This is a genomic window from Pseudovibrio sp. SCP20, from assembly GCF_057774105.1.
The window spans coordinates 67133-85897 of the sequence record NZ_JBYMDH010000005.1 but is presented as its reverse complement, the minus strand read 5'-3'; the positions used below and the strand labels follow the sequence as shown (position 1 = coordinate 85897).

Annotated in this window: 9 protein-coding genes; 1 reads left to right on the top strand and 8 read right to left on the bottom strand. The window is 53.6% G+C overall.

Annotated elements, in window-relative coordinates; all coding sequences use genetic code 11:
* Positions 1-10 precede the first annotated feature (10 nt).
* Positions 11-1675: an aminotransferase class V-fold PLP-dependent enzyme gene (locus AC3CB2_RS18560; protein WP_352935891.1), complete on the bottom strand. Its 1665-nt coding sequence runs from the start codon at positions 1673-1675 to the stop codon at positions 11-13.
* A 599-nt stretch (positions 1676-2274) separates the two neighbouring features.
* Between AC3CB2_RS18560 and AC3CB2_RS18555 the strand changes: the two genes are divergently transcribed.
* Entirely contained in the window at positions 2275-6936 is a 4662-nt protein-coding gene (locus AC3CB2_RS18555; protein WP_352935894.1) for an ExeM/NucH family extracellular endonuclease, read from the top strand.
* 442 nt (positions 6937-7378) lie between these two features.
* Here the strand turns inward: AC3CB2_RS18555 and AC3CB2_RS18550 are convergent, their stop codons facing one another.
* The 7 genes from AC3CB2_RS18550 to AC3CB2_RS18520 all read right to left on the bottom strand — a co-directional run bounded on the left by AC3CB2_RS18550 (position 7379) and on the right by AC3CB2_RS18520 (position 18396).
* Positions 7379-8695 (bottom strand): HlyD family type I secretion periplasmic adaptor subunit, encoded by a 1317-nt coding sequence (locus tag AC3CB2_RS18550; RefSeq protein ID WP_352935897.1) that lies wholly within the window; start codon positions 8693-8695, stop codon positions 7379-7381.
* Complete coding sequence (locus AC3CB2_RS18545; RefSeq protein WP_041768322.1) at positions 8688-10481, bottom strand: type I secretion system permease/ATPase; 1794 nt, start codon at positions 10479-10481, stop codon at positions 8688-8690. The genes AC3CB2_RS18550 and AC3CB2_RS18545 overlap by 8 nt, the downstream gene beginning before the upstream one ends.
* 265 nt (positions 10482-10746) lie before the next feature.
* The gene (locus tag AC3CB2_RS18540; RefSeq protein ID WP_014284889.1) at positions 10747-12339 is read right to left on the bottom strand and encodes a M10 family metallopeptidase; all 1593 of its coding nucleotides are present in this window, start codon (positions 12337-12339) and stop codon (positions 10747-10749) included.
* Positions 12340-13080: 741 nt separating this feature from the next.
* Entirely contained in the window at positions 13081-14241 is a 1161-nt protein-coding gene (locus tag AC3CB2_RS18535; protein WP_352935901.1) for a mandelate racemase/muconate lactonizing enzyme family protein, read from the bottom strand.
* A gap of 57 nt (positions 14242-14298) precedes the next feature.
* Positions 14299-15855, bottom strand: a complete 1557-nt coding sequence (locus AC3CB2_RS18530; protein ID WP_008549295.1) for a BCCT family transporter — start codon at positions 15853-15855, stop codon at positions 14299-14301.
* A gap of 15 nt (positions 15856-15870) precedes the next feature.
* Positions 15871-16995, bottom strand: coding sequence for a mandelate racemase/muconate lactonizing enzyme family protein (locus AC3CB2_RS18525; protein WP_008549394.1), 1125 nt, complete (start codon positions 16993-16995; stop codon positions 15871-15873).
* 48 nt (positions 16996-17043) lie between these two features.
* On the bottom strand, positions 17044-18396 hold the full coding sequence (locus tag AC3CB2_RS18520; RefSeq protein ID WP_014284892.1) for an FAD-dependent oxidoreductase: 1353 nt from the start codon (positions 18394-18396) through the stop codon (positions 17044-17046).
* Positions 18397-18765 lie beyond the last annotated feature (369 nt).

The window sequence follows — 18765 nt, the reverse complement described above, 5'->3', positions numbered from 1 at the left end:
TTCCAGTTTGTTAAGCCACAGCCACGTCTTGTGGGCGGACGAACCAGCGCAGTTCCTCCACCTTTTCAGGCTGAACCACATTGTAGCGTTGCTCTGCACCGTGCGTGCGAAGCAGTTCGGCTTCTGCTGCTTTCATTGTCTCACTCAGTGATGGACGATCAGACTTGGGTGCCGGGGCAGGCATCGCGGTGAAGTTGAGCGTTTCGAGGGATGTTGCCAGTTCGGCCTTGTGGTTCTGATAGCGCCAGACAGCGCCATTGGGGTCAAACCTGTAGAACGGCAACAGCTTCCAACCGTGTTCTGCAACCAGTTCAATGGCGCGGACAAGGTACTCGAAAGTTTCCTCGTCAATGAAGTAATTGAAGTTGAGACGGATCCAGCCCGGACGCAGGATCATGTGGCCTTCAACCAACTGCTCCTCCAGTGCCTTGCTGTAATGCATATCCATGCCCAGCAGGGCGTGACCATAAGGGCCGGCACAAGAACAGCCACCGCGGGCCTGAATGCCGAACAGGTCGTTGAGCAGTGCCACGATAAAGCTGTAGTGCAGATCCTTGCCTTTGTGGGTGATCTTAAGCGAGGTGATAGCCAGGCGCGGCGCTTCAGTGTTGCCCAGGATCTCTATGTTCTCGCATTTTGACCAACGGGCCACGGCTCTTGAAACGAAGTCCTCTTCGCGCCGTTCAATCTCGTCTGTTCCAACTGCCTGTTGGAGCTTGAACACGAGGCCTGCGCGTACGGATTCCACGATGGCAGGCGTTCCGCCTTCCTCCCGGCGTTCTGCATCAGCCACGTAGCGATGATCCTCCGGCGTTACGTACATCACGGTGCCACCACCCGGCATGGCTGGCACGCGGTTCTTCAGGATAGCATCACTCACAATCAGCACACCCGGCGTGCCCGGTCCGCCGACAAACTTGTGTGGTGACAGGAAGATAGCGTCTTTGGAGCTGTCTCCCTCTTCCGTCTCTTCGCCCGCCATATCGATGCCAACATATGGGCCTGCTGCCGCGTAATCCCAGAAGGACAGAGCGCCGTGTTTGTGGAGCAGGCGAGCAACAGTGTTGACGTCAGTTTTTACACCAGTCACGTTGGAGGCTGCTGAGAAACTACCGATCTTAAGGGGGCGATCTGCGTATTTGATCAGCTGCTTCTCAAGATCGTCCAGACAGACCTGTCCGCCCTCACAAAGCGGAATGGAAACCACGTCTGCGATGCTCTCGCGCCATGGCAGTTCATTGGAGTGATGCTCGTAAGGACCGATGAAAACAACGGGGCGTTCTTCTGCTGGAATTTGCTGCTCAAACTTGTAGCGTGCGCTCAGGTCAGCAGGCAGTTTCAGGTTGAGAATGTCGATCAGCTTATGGATCGCAGAAGTTGCACCGGAACCGCAAAATATCACTGAATGATCGTCGTTCGCGTTCACCGCAGAGCGAATTTCCTGGCGGGCTTGCTCGCGCAGGGCTGTGGTCTGCGCACCGGTATAAGAAGTCTCTGTATGGGTGTTGGCATAGTAGGGCAGCACGTGATCGCGGATGTAGTCCTCAATCATGCTCAGGGAACGTCCTGACGCTGTGTAATCCGCATAAACCAATGGCTTACGACCAAACGCTGTGGTGATGGCCGCGTCCTCACCGATCACCGAGTTTCTGATTTTATCGATCAAATTACACATGCTCGTCCCGCTCTTTTCTGCTGCCTCTTCAGTTTTTGGTTCTGATGAACCCTCTCCAAGTTCATCGTGTTTGCTGAAAAGATCTCATATAAGAAACTACATGCTATAGATAATAGTCAAGTTAGAAAATGATACTCTAAATGAGATAATATGTAGAATGAGAATGGATTTGCTCAAGCGGTAAATGAAGACCGTCAAAAACCCACCAAAAAACGTAATTTTGATAATTAAATTTTAATTGTATCTATGGATTCGCAGTGCAGTTTTGCGATATGTGAGTCGCGCAGAAGCCAAACAGGGCTGAAAAGTATCCCGGGTTATGCACAGCACCGGGTAATCTTTCATCGCGACGACATAGATATGCAACGCGAAGTTGAAAAAAATTTCACAAAAGAAAATATTATTCGAAATAATATGCAAAAAGTGAAAAATTGATCAATAGCGCCTTTACGTCACCCCTGACATCGAGAAAACTAGCGATGCATGCTGCAGAAAATCATTCGGGCATATTGCAAAAATAAACGTTCGCCTTGGCTCCTGGCTCAAACTGGGAGGGGAGTGGCGAATACGGATAAGATGAACTGTAACGGGGTTGATACATGTTCAATTTCTTTCCTCGATTTAACTTCTACTCGATCAACGTAAAATTCGGCACGTGGTGGGATGACGTCATCAACGGCACCGATGGCATTGATTGGGTTTGGGGTTTCAACGGTAACGATACCATCTCCACATATGCAGGAAATGACTGGATCCGCGCAGGTAAGGGCAATGACCTTATTTTCGCTGGTGAAGGTAATGACCGCATCAGCGCAGCTGGTGGCGACGATGTCATCCACGGTGGTGCTGGCAATGACAGCATCAATGGTGGTCGTGGTTTCGATACAGCCGTTTATGAAGGCTCAATCGACGATTACTCATTCCAGCAGCGTGGTCGCTGGTGGAACCCGAAGACCAAAGTCATCGCAAACGACGGCTCTGAAAAAGACACCTTGATGAATGTTGAGGCGGTCTACTTCCAGGCTGACGATTACACCTACTATCTGGATGGTCGTAACAACGAGATCCGCGCTGGCGAAGATGCAGTTGCATCCGGCGATGAAGGTCTGGTTATTGACGCAGCAACACTGCTGGAAAACGACAAGGATTATGACGGCGACACCCTGTCTATCACTGGCGTTTCCGCAACCAGCACATCCGGCGCTACTGTTTCTCTCGAAAACGGTCAGGTCTCTTATAACCCAGGCAACGTGTTTGACAGCCTGCGTGAAGGTGAGACCGCTGAAGATACCTTCACCTACACAGTTACCGACGGCAACGGCAGCACCAAAGACGTCACCGTGACTGTAACCGTGACCGGTTCCAATCAGGCGCCTGTTCTGTCTGTGGCTTCCGAGGTTTCCATTGCAGAAAACACCACTGAAGTGGCAACTGCATCCGCAACCGACGTAGACAACACAGACCTCACTTACTCCGTTTCCGGCACTGATGCAGAGCTGTTCGAAATCGATGCTGAAACCGGCCAGCTGAGCTTTAAGACAGCACCTGACTTTGAAGCACCTACAGATGCAGACGGCGACAACGTTTATCAGGTTGAAGTCACTGTAACCGACGCTGACGGCGGCACCGATACGAAGAGCGTTTCTGTTACTGTTGAAGACGAAAACGAAGTGACTCGTGATGTCATCGCGTTTGACATGGTGGACTCTCAGAGCGAAGGTCTGGTGAGCTTCACCAACACAGCGCCTGATTTCTCCAGCGTTGCTGATGGCTTTGGCAAGTTCACTGCAGACAGCGCACCGTTCTCACTGGTCGACTCCACCAATGGCGGCTTTGAGAATGACGTTCTGGGTATCATCGATGAATCCACCAACTCTGGTGAGTTCTTCGGCGTAACTGACAGCATCAACGGCGATAACGACGGCGAACTAACTGCGTCCTGGATCTTCAACATTGCTGGTTACAAAGATCTTGGTCTTTCCCTTGATCTTGGTGCAATGGGCGACTTTGAAGGCACAGACACCTTTGTGATCCGCTATTCCATCGATGGTGGCGAAGAGCAGGTTCTGTACTCCTTCACATCTGACAATGATGGCGCTCAGACCTACACCCTTGCCAGCGGCAAGACTGTTGATCTGGATGACCCGCTCACCGATGCGGATGCAGGCATTGTGCTGACCAACCAGCTGCAGACCCTCGTGTCTGATCTGGAAGGCACTGGCTCTGAACTGACCATCAGCATTGAAGGTAAGTCTGACGGTGGTTCTGAAGCCTTTGCAATGCAGAACCTGAAGATCCTGGGCAACCCTGCTGTTGTGCGCGAAACCTTCGCGTTTGACATGGTAGACTCTCAGAACGATCGACTGATCGAGTACACCAGCACTGCGCCAGATTTCTCCAGCGCTGCAGATGGCTTCGGCAAGTACACCGCCGGTGATGCGCCATTCTCCATGGTCGACTCCACCAATGGCAGCTTCGAGAATGACGCAATTGGCGTGATCGATGAAGCGACCAACACTGGTGAGTTCTTCGGCCTGGCTGATACCGTCAACAATGACAACCCAGATGGTGACCCGCTGGTCGCAACCTGGCGCTTCGACATTTCAGATTACAGCAACATCAGCCTGTCTCTGGATGCCGGTGCAATGGGTGACTTCGAGTCCGACGATGTTGTGACCATTCGCTACTCCATTGACGGCGGTGAAGAGCAGACTCTGTTCTCCTTCACTTCTGACAATGATGGCGCGCAGACCTACACCCTTGCCAGCGGCAAGACTGTTGATCTGAACGACCCGATGGTTGAAACCACATCCGGTCTGGTTCTCACCAACGAACTGCAGACGTTGATGGCTGATCTGGAAGGTTCTGGCTCTGAACTGACCATCACCGTTGAAGGCTCTGCAAACGGTAGTGATGAAGCATTCGTGCTGCAGAACCTGAAGCTGGAAGGCGATACAACAGGTGGCGGTGGTACCTCCACAACCTACGCAATTGCAGCTGAAGCTGACTCCAAAGCTGAAGGCGACAGCGGCGTAACCTCCTTCGAGTTCACCGTGACCCGTGATGGTGATCTGACCGAAGCTGGTACTGTTGACTTTGCTATTGGCGGCGACGTTGATGCAGCTGACTTCGGTGGTACTCTGCCATCCGGCAGCATCGAGTTTGCAGCTGGCGAAACCACCAAGACCATCACAGTCAACATCACTGGTGATGAAACAACAGAACTGAGCGAAGCTCTGACCGTGACCTTGAGCAACCCAACCGGTGGCAAGATCACAACAAAGAGCGCAACCAGCACTGTTGAGAACGACGACACCGCGCCTACTCTCATCTCCACCATTCAGGGTGAAGGTGCAGAATCCGGCATGGTTGGTGAGTTCGTTTACGTCAGCGCGCTTGTTACCCGTTTGACCAGCAATGGCTTCTACCTTCAGGAAGAAACCACTGACAGTGATGGCAATGCAGCAACCTCTGAAGGTATCTTCGTTTACACCGGCGCGGCTCCAACCGTTGCTGTTGGTGATGCAGTGTCCTTCGGCGGTACAGTTGCTGAATTCGGCGGCCAGACCCAGCTGACAAACATTGCTGATCTGAATGTTCTGTCTTCCGGCAATGAACTTCCAGAATACATGCAGGTGCTTCTGTCTCCGACAAACCAGCATAACCTGGAAGCTCTGGAAGGTATGCGCGTCAGCATTGCTTCCGGCACAGACGATGCTCTGACAGTCATCGAAAACTTCAATTTCGACCGCTACGGTCAGATTACAGTTTCCGCTGGCTCCCAGTATCAGGCAACTCACCTGTATGATCCGCAGGACGAGCTGGACCAGATCATCGAACATCAGGAAATGAACCAGAACAACCGCATCCTCATCGATGATGGTTCTTCTGAGCAGAACCCTGATGAGTTCACCTACGTTCCTGTGACAGCTGAAAACGGCGACAACGGCAACGGTTATCTCGACAAGGACGACGACTTCTCTGCTGGCGCAACTCTGCGTCTCGGCACAGAAATCGATGCTCCGATCGAAGGTGTTCTGACAGAAGGCTTCGACGGTCATACTCTTGTTGTTGATGGTCAGCTGTCCATCGACGAGAGCACCAACTCCGGTGCACGTCCTGAGCAGCCTGCTGATGTTGGCGGTGAGCTGAAAGTGTCCAGCTTCAACGTGCTGAACTACTTCACCACCCTTGGCCAGCGCGGTGCGAGCACCGAGGCAGACCTTGCACGTCAGACCGACAAAATCGTCAAGGCAATGCTTGATATCGATGCAGATGTCTTTGGTCTTCAGGAACTGGAGAACAACGGCTTTGATGATGCATCTGCTATCAGCGCTCTTGTTGATGCCCTCAATGCGGAACTGACCGCTCAGGGCCGGACGGACGAGCTGTACACCTTCGTGAACCCGACTGATGGGGCTCCGATTGGGTCTGATGCGATCACCACTGGTATGATCTATCGTCCAAGCAAGCTGACAGTCATCGAGACAGAAACCTACACCTATCAGGAAACAAGTGCTGCGACGACTTACGCAATTGCGGACCGTCTGCAGGAGTTTGCTGATCGTTCATACGTAGGTGACTTCCAGCGTAACCGCCCAACCGTTGCAACCACCTTTGAGGATGCAAACGGTGAGCGCTTTACCCTTGCCGTCAACCACTACAAGTCCAAAGGCCCAAGCGGCCTGAGCGATCTGGTGGAAGACATTCAGGGTAAGCTGGATGCAGGTACTATCCCGGCAGCGGATGTTGCTCAGGTGCAGGCAGATCTTGATGCTCTGATCGCTGATCCAAACTACGATCAGGGTGACGGACAGGCGTTCTGGGCTCAGGCACGTGAAGACGCAGCAAAAGAGCTGCATGAGTGGCTGAGAACTGATTACGCAGGTGCGGGTCTTGATCCGGATATCCTCGTGATCGGTGACTTGAACACCTACGGCAAAGGCGACTCTGTACAGGAACTGATCGAAGGCGGCGACATGACCGATCTTCTGTCTCAGTACCTGGGCGATGAAGCATACAGCTTCGTGTTTGATGGTCAGCGCGGTTCTCTGGACCACGCTCTGGCATCCGACAGCCTTGCTGAACAGGTGACTGGTCTTGCTGAGTGGCACATCAATGCAGATGAGCCAGACCTGCTCAGCTACAACAGCCGCTTCACCGACGCTGGTTTTTACAACGACGACCAGTACGGCGCTTCTGACCACGACCCACTCATCATCGGTCTGGACCTCAGCAGCCCAAGCGAAATGCTGGTTTAAGCAAAAAAAAGAAGGCCCTCGCAGGTATGCGAGGACCTCCACAAGAACAGAAAAGCGGCTCTCAGAGCCGCTTTTTTATTGGCAAAACAGAAAGTCACTCCCAAAATCAGGGAGATAAAGATCGCGATGTTTGGTGGTAAGCTGGGTGTTCTTTGAGGGCGAAAGCAGCTGTGTTGTGCCAGCCAATGCATCGGACAAGATAGGCTTATCCGACTGAGGCAACAGCCTTGCCTTCAAACCGGAGGTGATGGGATGAGGTTATTCCCCATTTCACTCACGCTTAAAATGAAAAAGACCCGCAGTCGGCTGGTAATCGCGCTACGGGTCACTTTCAGCTTATAAGCAAAAGGGAGGGGACCTAAAGTTCCCTTCCTACTCCGGTATTTTAGTCCTCACGACCTCAAAAATCAATGAAGCCGCCCTCCGAGGAAGTAAGGGGCCCTTACTTCTCCTTGAGTGCATGAGCGATTTGGTCTTGGAGGGGTTTTACGAAGTAGGAGAGGACGGTGCGTTCGCCGGTCTGGATGAAGCCTTCGACGGGCATGCCTGGGACGAGGGTCTGGCCGTTGAGCTTTGGCATCTCGCTTTCCAGGATCTTCAGGCGGGCCAGATAAAATGGCTCGCCGGTGACCTCATCGCGGGTCAGGTCCGGAGAGACGTTGAGCACGGCAGCACCCAGCTCCGGCGTGGTGCGCTGGTCGAAAGCGGCGAGGCGCACGTAGGCGTCCTGTCCCACTTGCAGCTGATCCACGTCGATTGGCTGCACCCGGCTTTCGATCACCAGTTCGCTGTCTTCTGGCACCACCAGCATCAAGGTGTCGCCCGGTGCAATCACGCCGCCCACGGTGTGAACCGCAAGCTGATGCACGTAGCCGGACTGCGGCGCGCGGATGTCGATGCGCTTCAGACGGTCTTCAGCAGCAACTTCCTGTTCTTCCAGCTCTGCAATCTGGGAGCGGATGGTCTGCAGGTCAGAGAGCACCTTTTCGAGGAACTCTTCGTCCAGCTGCAGGATCTGCACGCGCTTTTCGCTGATGGCTTCCTTGGTCTGGGCGATCTGGGAGATCAGACCGCCGCGATCACCGATCAGCTCGGCACGCTCGCGCTTGATGGCAGTGACCTGAGAGGCGTTGATCAGGCGTTTCTCTAAAAGTGAGGAGAAGTCAGAAAGCTGCTGAGTGACCAGATCGATGCTTTCTGCCTTGGCATCGCGCTGCACCTGCAGGCCTTCAATCTGCTGCTCCAACTGAGCGATCTGCTCGCCAAGCTGTTTCTTACGGCCCTTGATGCCTTGCTGGCGGGCGTCAAACAGAGCCTGTTCCCCATCCAGAGCTGTAGCCGCGATCTCGTCGGTCTTGGCCAGCTCAACAAGAGTTTCCGGGAAGATCACACGCTGTTCGCGGCGCCATTCGGCGGAAAGACGGGCCTCCTGAGCCTGCATCTGGTGCAGACGCTTGCGGGTGATGGCAAGGTTGGCTTTGACCACGGTCTCATCAAGACGGAACAGCACGTCACCGGCTTTGACCTCATCGCCATCTTTGACGAGGATCTCACCGACAATGCCGCCTTCCTGATGCTGCACCTTCTTGGCCTGACCATCAACCGCGATGGAGCCGGAGGTGATCACCGCGCTGTTGATCTTGGCAACTGAGGCCCAGCCTCCAAGGCCGAGAACCAGAACGCCCACAAGAGCGATGCCCCAGCGCAGGTGTTTCTTACGAGAGGACTGAATGGAGGAAAGTGTTGTTTGCTCAGGCATGTGGCACCACGCTCAATGGTCCTGTTTTTGCAGCGGCAGGCGCTGGTTTAGCGCCGGGTGCCGGGGCACCAGCTGGTGCAGGCACGCCGGTTGGGGCGCTGATTTTGGGCAGGACTTCTTCTTTCGGGCCAAAGGCGGCCTGCTGGCCATCCTTTACAACAAGCAGCAGCTCAACGGCTGAGATTGCGCTTGGGCGGTGCGCCACAACAATCACGATGCTGCCGTTCTGGCGCATCAGTTTGATGGCGCGGGTCAGCGCCGCTTCGCCTTCTGCATCCAGATTGGAGTTTGGCTCATCCAGCACGATCAGGAACGGGCTGTCATAAAGCGCGCGGGCCAGACCAATGCGCTGACGCTGACCGGCAGAAAGCAGAGCACCGCCTTCGCCAACCTGTGTGTCATAGCCATCTGTCAGGCCAGTCACCAACTCATGCACATTGGCCAGCTGGGCGGCTTCGAGAATTTTCTCGTCATTGCGCTCAGGTGCAAAGCGCGAGATATTTTCAGCAATGGTGCCGTCGAACAGTTCCACGTCCTGCGGCAGGTAGCCGATGGCGGTGCCGAGGCGGTCCTCAGACCACTGGCCCAGCTCGGCGCCATCAAGGCGCACGGAGCCACGGTGGATCGGCCATACGCCGACAAGCGCGCGGACCAGACTGGTCTTGCCGGACCCGGACGGGCCGATGATGCCCATGCCATCTCCGGCCTTGAGCTCAAAGTTCACACCTGCCAGTGTAACCGCGCGGGCACCTGGAGGGGCTGTTGCGATCTGCTGCACATTGAGGGTCTTGCTTGGTAGAGGCAGTTCGGTTTCCGGTGCGCTCTCATCCAGACCTTCCAGCGCTTTTTCCAGACGGGCACGGGCCTGACGGGCAGCGATGAACACGCGCCACTGACCAACGGCCTGCTCAACGGGAGACAGGGCACGGGAGGTGATGATAGAGGCGGCGATCATGACACCCGGAGAGACTTCCTGAAGGATTGCCAGCCAGGCACCAACAGCCAGAACGGCAGAGCCGAGCAGGAAGCGGAAGGCTTTGATGGCAGTGGCAAACAGGGAAGCGCGGTCACCTGCCTTGGTCTGGGCATCATAAAAACGGGCGTTGGCTTCATCCCACTTGTTGGTGAGCGTGGAGCTCATGCCAAGGGCGCGCACCACTTCCGCATTGCGGCGGGCGCCGGTGCGGGTGTTGCTGCGCTGAGCGTTCTGCGCGGCCAGTTCCTTGGCAGGCGCGCGGCTCATGAACTCGTTGGCAAGCACAAGAGACAGGATGATCACGGCACCGGCCAGGGCCAGAATGCCGAGCCAGAAGTGCAGCACGAACACCAGACCCAGATAGATCGGCATCCATGGAATATCGAAGAGAGCGGCTGGACCCTGACCGCCCCAGAACTGGCGCATGGTCTCCAGATCGCGGATCGGGTCGACGTTTTTGCCGGTGTTGCCCATGCGCAGCGGCACGCGCAGATTGGCGAGGAACGCGGTGCGCGACAGGCGGGCGTCGATCTCCTGCGAGATGCGCGACAGGCCGCGGGCACGGATGCCTTCCAGCAGGGCGAAGAACAGGTAGAGGATACCGGCAAAGCTGGCGATGATCACCAGTGTTGGCACGCTGTGGCTGGCCAGAACACGGTCATAGATCTGCAGCATGAACATTGGGCCCGTCAGCATCAAAAGGTTGATGACCAGACTTAAAACCCCAACGCCCGCATACCCGGACCGCGACGCACCAAACGCCTCAGATACCAGCGGGCGCTTAGGCTGCCCGTTCTTCGTTGTACTCATGGATACTCCCGAAACCACCTGACCCCAACTCAAGTGCGCAGCATATTCTGACATGGTTGGTCAGAGGCCTAGATGCTGCAAAACTCGTGGTTATGCCCCAATAAAATTTGAGGTGCCTATAGTATGTAAATCGCACACTATTTGAAAGGGCAAAGACACTAAAATTTTTTCATCCATTCAAATTGAGGCGAACACCGCAAACTTATGATTTAATTAAATAATTATGCAACCTGCCATAGCGGCAGGTTGCACGTTTTTTGGGAGCTTACACGAAGACGAAATCGTCTGCGTTGATGACGCTGGAATCAACACCGGAAAGGGTGATGGAACCACCGTCATAGTTGATCACTGTGTCTGCACCAGTGTCCTGAATGGAGAGGTCTGCAAAGCTGTCCGCACCGCTTTCAAACTTCATGAAATCAAGGCCATTGGAGAAGTCGATGATCGTGTCTGCACCGCAGTTGATGTTGAACACGAAGGTGTCGCTGCCGGAACCGCCGGAGAGGGTGTCGTCACCGAGACCGCCTTCGAGGGTATCGTTACCAGCATTGGCATAAAGGCCGTTGTCAGCATCGTTACCGATCAGCTCATCGTTACCTGAACCAGAATAAGCATTCTCGATCACGGTATCACGCATGATGGTCATGTTACCAGTCAGACCGTTCACGTCAGAGTAGGTCTCTGCGACCAAAGAGATCTTCTGGTCAGCACGAACAGAGCTGAAGTTGATGCTGTCGTTGCCGCCATTGTCCATGATGGTGAATGTTGCCGGGTTCAGGTCAGCGATATCATCGTAGTACCCGCCAGCAGTGGAGTTTTCACCGTAAACGGTGGAACCGGTGCGCAGATCGGTTGCTGTGCCGTAGAGATCCTGCATGGCAAGAATGTCTGCGATCATCGGAGTCACCACATAGGCGCGACTTGCGTCCACGTTGGTGTTCTCCACCTGATCGAAGTAGGACATGATTGTCGCTTGCCAGGAGTCGTTGGAATAGTGGTTGTCTACACCATAGGTGGCTGCACCATTGTAGTTGCCAGCGTGACCAAGGCCGAGTGCATGGCCGATTTCGTGCACGTAGGTCTGGAACGCATAACCATCCAGATCAGTGCCGTAACGGGCAACCCAATCGGTGCTGACGTTCACAGTTGACGAAAGGATGGTGCTGCCGCGAGTGGTTGAGTTTGCGTAAGCGCCGCTATCGTTGTCGTCAAATGTGATCTGAGCACCAGAGCTGACAGTGCGGAACTCGATGCCGGTGACCATTGTCCAGGCTTCCAGAGCTTTGGTTGCAAGCTCACGACCAGAAGAGTTCAAGCCGTTGAGGTTCACGGTGAGGGACTCGCCTGGGCTCACGTCAAATGCGCGACGACCACGGCCTGTGCTGTTCCAGTATCCATCTGTCAGCTGAGCTGCAATCTGATCGTTGGTGAATGCGTTCGGATCGGTTGGTGGATCGGTTGGGCCGCCATCTGCATCAACAGAGATTCTGTAGTCGCCGCTGTAACGGTCGTTATAGGAAGCTGCGCCGATGTAGTAAGTGCCGGTGGTTGTTGCGGTGAAAGTGATTTCGGAGTTACGTCCGCTGCCACCGTCATCGTCTTTTGCAATTTCGTTGGCGTTGGAATCGTAAAGGTACAGGTATGTGTCGGAAACGCCCCCACTTCCGATACCATCCATAGAAATGGTGTAGGTTACCCCTGCCTGCACCTCGAGTTTGATTGCGTCTTTATCGCCGGAGAAACTCAAAGTTCCTTCAAAGGTATCTCCCGATGAAATGGAGTAAGGTGTTGATGTGCTGTAAGGCGCATCGCCACCTTCAATAACTCTGGCTTCCTCACCATGGTAATCTCTAAACATATTATCTCCCCTAGAGTAATATCAGTAGTAAACCATTTAAACGTATGAGACGTGCACTCGAAGGCAATATAGATTTTTGTCGGATTCACAGATGAAAGTAATATCAACACAATCAATAGTTGAAACCTTGACGAGTTTCAGGTGTGCAAATAGAATACGTGATATATTATTTCATGCTTAAAACATTTGATTTTTTCCGTAATTTCAATTCAATATCCTAATATAATTAGATAAAAACACTTTGCCGTCTGATAAAAAATTCTAAAAACTGACCAGTTGATCAAATAATTGTAGTATGTTTTTCTTACGGTCTATTCTAATAAATAGATATTTAATACTTAATTTTATTTAGTGATTCTGCAACTTTAGATTTTCCGGAACTACGTAAAATCGATAGAAATTCACAGGTCCGCCGGTGGATCTGAGTGGGGTTGACGGGGTAAGTCGGCACATTAACGGAGCTAATCCGGCAAAATGACCTTAAGGTAACTTGCGTTGCTGAAGCCAGCTAACAAAACACCCCGGTCAATGGGGCTTGACCAGGGTGAGTTGTGGGCAGGGTAATTTGCTACCCAGGGGAAATTTCTTTCCTGAATGGCTCAGAAAGGATTCTCCGCCCCTAAGGGCACTTTGTGAGTACGCGAACCCGAAAAAGTGCAGATGGAGGCGGGGCGGAGAGGGGTTTGCCTGTTTGCTGTGCGAATCTCCGACCCGTCTAGGGGTGCGAGCAGGGGAAATGCATCAGAGGCTCGCTAAGAACTCCTGGTTCAGATCAATGCCGAGACCCGGAGCAGTTGGTTTGGCAAAACCGCCGTCCACCAGTTCGGCTTCCGGAGTGACAAGATACTTACGCAGCTCGCCGTCAGAGAAGTCTGGATGCACGTACTCAAAGTATGGCGCATTGCCCACTGCGAACTGGTAATGGATCGCGGCAGCGGATGTGATGCCGGTTTTCCAGTTATGCGGCATCACCTGCACATTGTTGGCGGTTGCCATCTCGGTGATACGGCGCAGCTCTGTCAGGCCGCCGCAGCGGTTATAGTCTGACTGCAGCAGATGCACTTTGCCTTTGGTGATCCACTCCTCGGCTTCAAAGCGGGTAGTGCTCATCTCTGCGCCGCAAATGCGGGAGCGGGTGTTTTCTACCAGCTTGGCGTGGCCGCTGAGATCGTCATGCTGCAGCGTTGCTTCAGCGAAGTACAGATCCAGATCCTCGATGGAGTTGAGCAGGCGCGCCACTTCGTACCAGTCGGTAAAGCGGTAGAGGTAGTCCACCATCATATCGGTGTCGTGACCCAAGATGCCACGCAGCTCACGCAGATAATAGGCAACTTCCTTGGTGCTCCAGTCCGCTTTGATTGGCACGCACACTTTCACTGCACGGATCTTATGTGCCTTGGCTTTCTCCAGCAGCGGCGCGTAGCCTTTGATGGCCACGTCCAGAGACGCATCCACCGGAATGGCCGGGTAGAGGGTCAGATATGGATGGACCTTATCCTTGTTGGTACCGCCGAGCAGCTGGTACGCCGGGACGCCTAGCTGTTTGCCCGCAAGGTCGTAAAGCGCCATGTCGATGCCAGAAAGGGCGAACATGCCCAGACCGCGCATGCCTTGCCACTGCGTGGCGTCATACATGGCATCCCAGATGGCGTTGATTTCGATGGGTAGGCGACCAATCGCTTTTTCAGTGATGTTGGTCAGCCATTTGTGTTCTGTTTCGATGTTGGCGTAGGCGAGGATCGCGTCAGGGGATCCGTCAGCTTCGCCAAGGCCGTAGACACCGTTTTCGTCGGTTACTTTGACGACAACCGTGTTCTGGCTCCAGTTGCTGGCCTGATAATTGACCGGAATGAATTCGATGGATTTGATGGGCGCAACAGCAGGATTGAGTGCCAGTGACATTTTTGTAGCTCCTGTAAGAAAGGCGCCAGTTTTGTAACTGGCGCCCTCGTGTGCTTTTTATTTTTTGCGCATTGGAAGTTCGACGCCGTTGGCAATGTCGCTCTTCAGTTCCTTGATGAAGGAAAGAGCCACGATGCCAAGGATGACGACCATCAACAATCCACCAACCACGGTAGAGATCTGGATGGTACCAAGGTCACCACCAATCAGGTTGATCACGATTGGGATGATGCCGAGGAACAGTGCCCATACAAGGCGGTTCCACAATGCTGGGTCTGCACCATCTGGCAGTTCTTTGGTGGTCATCGCTGCAAGAGAGAAGGATGCCGCATCAAAGGTGGTTGCCATGAAGACGACTGCGGAAACGCAGAGGCCGATGATGAACAGGGTGCCCAGTGGCAGGTTCGCAAACATGTCGATGATCACGGTGAAGGAAGTCTGGCCGGAAGCCAGCGCTGCCGGTGCATCAAAGATGCCTGCGTCCAGAAGACCAATGCCGTAGTTGCCGAAGATTGCGAAGAACACTGCGGTGCCGAGGGAACCGAACAGCAGGGTGCCCAGAACCATTTCGCGGATTGTACGGCCACGGGAGATCTTCGCGAAGAAGAGACCCTGGAACGGACCGTAGGAAACCCACCATGCCCAGTAGAAGATTGTCCAGTCAGACACAAAGGTGGAGTTCTCTGCGTATGGCTCCATGTAGGTGCTCAAACGAACAAAGTTAGTGACCAGTGAACCAACTGAAGTGGTGAAGGACTTGATGGTGGTCAGGAAGTAGCCGCCGAAGAACAACACGAACACCAGAAGGCCAATCGCCAGGAAGATGTTGAAGTTGGAGAGCTTCGCCATGCCTTTTTTCAGGCCCAGTGCGGAGCTGATGGTGAACAGGCCAACAACGATTGCCAATGCAGCAAGGTTCATTGCGGTGCCGTGTTCCAGACCCAGCACTTTGGAGATGCCAGCAGCAACAACAGGTGTACCCAGACCAAGGCTGGTCGCACTTGCAGTCACCAGACCGATCATGATGAAGATGTCGACCACGTTGCCCAGTGGGCCTTTAGCGCGTGTACCCAGAACACCCTTACAGGATTCTGAAACCTTCAGAACAGGGTCTTTGCGAACGTAGTAGTAGTAACCGATGGTGATGGAGCAGACAGAATACAGCGCCCAAGCACTTGGACCCCAGTGGAACATGCCGGTTGTGATGGCCCATTCCTTTGCCAGCTCGGTGCCTGGCTCAAGGCCAAGCGGTGGTGTGGACATGTAATAGATCCACTCACTGGCACCACCCCAGAGGATGCCGGCGCCAATGCCCGCACTGAAGATCATGGCGACCCATGAAATCGTGCTGTATTCCGGCTTTTCATCCGCCTCACCAAGGACGATGTTGCCGTATTTGCTGAATGAGACGGCCAGACAGAAGATCAGCGACAGGATCGCTGCCCACATGTAGAACGCGCCAAATTCATTGGTCAGATAGCTCTTCAGAGAAGAGATGAACGCTTTACCCGAACCCGGTGCAGCAATGTCTGCTGCCAGAATGCCCATTGTCGGCAGAAGAACCGCAATGCCGCCGACGAAGAAGTTCGTCTTATCCAGTTGTAGTTTAGCCATGGATGCCCCCATTTATTATTCGAAGACGTAAGAAGCAAAGCTTGCTTCTTTCACTGCGTCCCAATCCATTTCCACGCCGAGCCCGTTGCCCGCCGGCGCGTGCACATATCCCTCTTTGTCTGTGCGGATTTGGGTCTTGCTCGCCAGTTCAAACGCCTCGTAAGGGTAGAACTGCTCGAAGAAGTTGCAGTTGTCGTGAGCCAGAGCGACATGCAGGTTGGCAGCCTGCGTAAGGGTGTAACCCATGCTCTGGATTTCCAGATTTTTGCTGTGGCCGGCCGCGATCGCGAAGCATTTGTTCAGTTGAGTAATGCCGCCGCAAACAGTTGCGTCCTGACGCACGTCTGACCACATCCCAGTGCTCAGTGCGTGCGTAACTTCCTGCAGTGTCAGCAGGCAGTTGCCATGGCTGGAAATTTCAAGATCCGTATTGGCGACAAGGCGCTGATAGGTCTTGAAGTCGTAATCGGAAACTGGCGCTTCTAGCCATTCCCAGTTATGGCGTTCCATCCACTTGGCCATTTTCATGGCTTGCTCAGGTGTATAGAAGCCCGCGGTATCCAGCATGAAACGGATGCCGGATGTGCCGTATTTAGCTTCAACAGCTTCCACCAGTGCCACGTCTTTGTCGTAGACGCAGTAGCAGTGCAGTTTGATTGCTGTGAAGCCGTGTTCAATGCAGTCGTCAATGTAAGGGAAGTACTCCTCTACAGTGTCGAACATTGGTGTGGAGGCGTAGGACTTGATTTTGGTCCGCGCGCCGCCAAGCAGCATGTAAAGCGGCATTCCGGCTTTCTTGCCTTTAATGTCCCATGCTGCAATGTCGATTGGAGACTTCGCTGGCAGTCCACCCCAGGTGCAGCGCGCTCCAAGCCAGTTGTTGAGTTCCTGAGTCATCAGCGGATTTTTGCCGATGAGACCCGGAACGATAGTCCGCAGAGATTCAATGATGCACCGATCAAAGAAGTTCTCTGTGTAGCTCATGGTTGCGCCCAGACCCTCGGTTCCATCCTCGGTGAACAGGCGTACAATGTTGTTGGTGTACAGCAGAGGTTCCTGATTATCCGCCCAGGGAATAGGGGGCGCATTCTCATCAGCCAAAGCATAAAGCTCGACACGGCTAATTCTGCAGTCTTCCATTTTTAACTCCCAGAGTGCCTTGAGGCACCTTCCTTATTGCCCGACTTGTTACAGAGCACTGCCAGCCGCACGCATCGCCTCGCGCAACTCTTTTGTGTCTACGTCTCTGTAATTGATCGCTTTTTCGATTTTCTGTTTTGTCGCCACAGCCGCCGCATGTCCCAGCTCAAAGCACTGGGCAGTAACGCGGGCAGAAGCGAGGGCTTCATGTTCAGCACTCAGGCACCGTCCCGCGACAATCACGTTGTCCAGCTCCTTCGGCACCAGCGTGCCGTATGGAACCTCATAGTAATCTTCCATCAGCCAGTGCAGTTTGCTCTTTTCACCGGCGTGCATTTCAATCGGCCAGGAGGAGCGCACCACGCCATCCTCTGGCTTGTCACAGTTCGCAACATGGTCGTTGGTCAGAGTGTTTTCGCCGCTGATGGTTCGTGTCTGGCGAATGCCCACTTCCGGTGGCATGTCAATCAACTGAGACTCTTCAAAGCCTTTGATCTTGTCTTTGAAGAAGCGGTGATACTCGCGGGCCTGACGACGGCCATAAACTTCCGCGTATGTGAAATCAGCAGGGTCCACCACGTTCAGCATGCGGTTGTCCTGACCTGCCAGACGGGTGCAGTTCATCAGGAACACGCCCTTCTGCGGGGTCGGGAACACCCAGACCTTGTTGCGGGGTGTGTCGTACTCCCTGCTTTCATAAGCAGTTTTCAGCTTATCCATCATGTCAGGTGGGCAGATGGTGTTCTGGCCGAAGTAATCGTAGAAATCGCTTTCCACCACGTCTGACAGACGGAAGATCATGGTTGGGTTCTGGATGGCACCATTATCGCCGAAGCTGTACGCACACCCCGCTTTCGTCACGAGAGCCGCATCTCCTGACGTATCAATGAATGCTTTTGCTTTGAGGAAGGTGCTGCCTGCTTTGGATTCCACACGGATCGCGGTGATCTCGTCTCCATCACGAACCACTTCGGTCATGTAGGTGTGGTAGAGGCACTGAACGCCGGACTCTTCAAGAAGGTCATCGGCTGCTTCCCGCCAGATCAGCGGATCAAAGGTCACCACGTGGGTATTGCCATAGATTTGTGGAGGCGTTGCACCGCCTTTTGCCTGCAGGCGAGCACGAAACTCTTCTGCGAAACCGAAAACGATTTGCTTGGCGTCTTTGTTTTCGATGTCGTCCTGGGTGAGGAACAGACCGCAGATAGTACCTGAGAGGCCAGCGACCGCTCCGCCTCCACAAAACCCGTTTTTCTCGATGAGGATAGTTTTCAAGCCGTTGCGTGCACTCATAACAGCCGCTGCAACACCAGATGGTCCGCCGCCACAAACAACAACATCTGCTTCAGCAAGAACAGGAGATGCGGTTTCTGCTAGGGCAGTCTCTTTCCAGTTTTTCATGGGCGCTTACCTTGTATGCCACGGTTTATGGCTGTTTGCTTTAGTTCTGAGTCCATGAGGACCGTTTGGGTAAACATATCCTCAAATCTGACATATTAGCAACCTTAAAAGCAAAATGAGGAGGCTGTGGCAATGGTAATAACCCTTAGAAATCGACGATTTTTGCCAAATATACGGCACTGATATGGCAATTGAATCTGCCTGACATGCCAGTGAAGTCGTGCCAGTTTCAGACTATCAAAATGCGATAAAGCGCTCATTACTTTGGCTTTTTCAGTTTGTCTCAAATCTGCAAAGCGCAGCAACTGCCGGAATTCTATGTAGTTTTCGCGTGACAGAATGACACAATGCTGGCAGCTGATAGATTAC

Coding starts and splice junctions, on each gene's coding strand:
- AC3CB2_RS18560 (WP_352935891.1), bottom strand. CDS start 1,675: ATGTGTAATTTGATCGATAAAATCAGAAACTCGGTGATCGGTGAGGAC.
- AC3CB2_RS18555 (WP_352935894.1), top strand. CDS start 2,275: ATGTTCAATTTCTTTCCTCGATTTAACTTCTACTCGATCAACGTAAAA.
- AC3CB2_RS18550 (WP_352935897.1), bottom strand. CDS start 8,695: ATGCCTGAGCAAACAACACTTTCCTCCATTCAGTCCTCTCGTAAGAAA.
- AC3CB2_RS18545 (WP_041768322.1), bottom strand. CDS start 10,481: ATGAGTACAACGAAGAACGGGCAGCCTAAGCGCCCGCTGGTATCTGAG.
- AC3CB2_RS18540 (WP_014284889.1), bottom strand. CDS start 12,339: ATGTTTAGAGATTACCATGGTGAGGAAGCCAGAGTTATTGAAGGTGGC.
- AC3CB2_RS18535 (WP_352935901.1), bottom strand. CDS start 14,241: ATGTCACTGGCACTCAATCCTGCTGTTGCGCCCATCAAATCCATCGAA.
- AC3CB2_RS18530 (WP_008549295.1), bottom strand. CDS start 15,855: ATGGCTAAACTACAACTGGATAAGACGAACTTCTTCGTCGGCGGCATT.
- AC3CB2_RS18525 (WP_008549394.1), bottom strand. CDS start 16,995: ATGGAAGACTGCAGAATTAGCCGTGTCGAGCTTTATGCTTTGGCTGAT.
- AC3CB2_RS18520 (WP_014284892.1), bottom strand. CDS start 18,396: ATGAAAAACTGGAAAGAGACTGCCCTAGCAGAAACCGCATCTCCTGTT.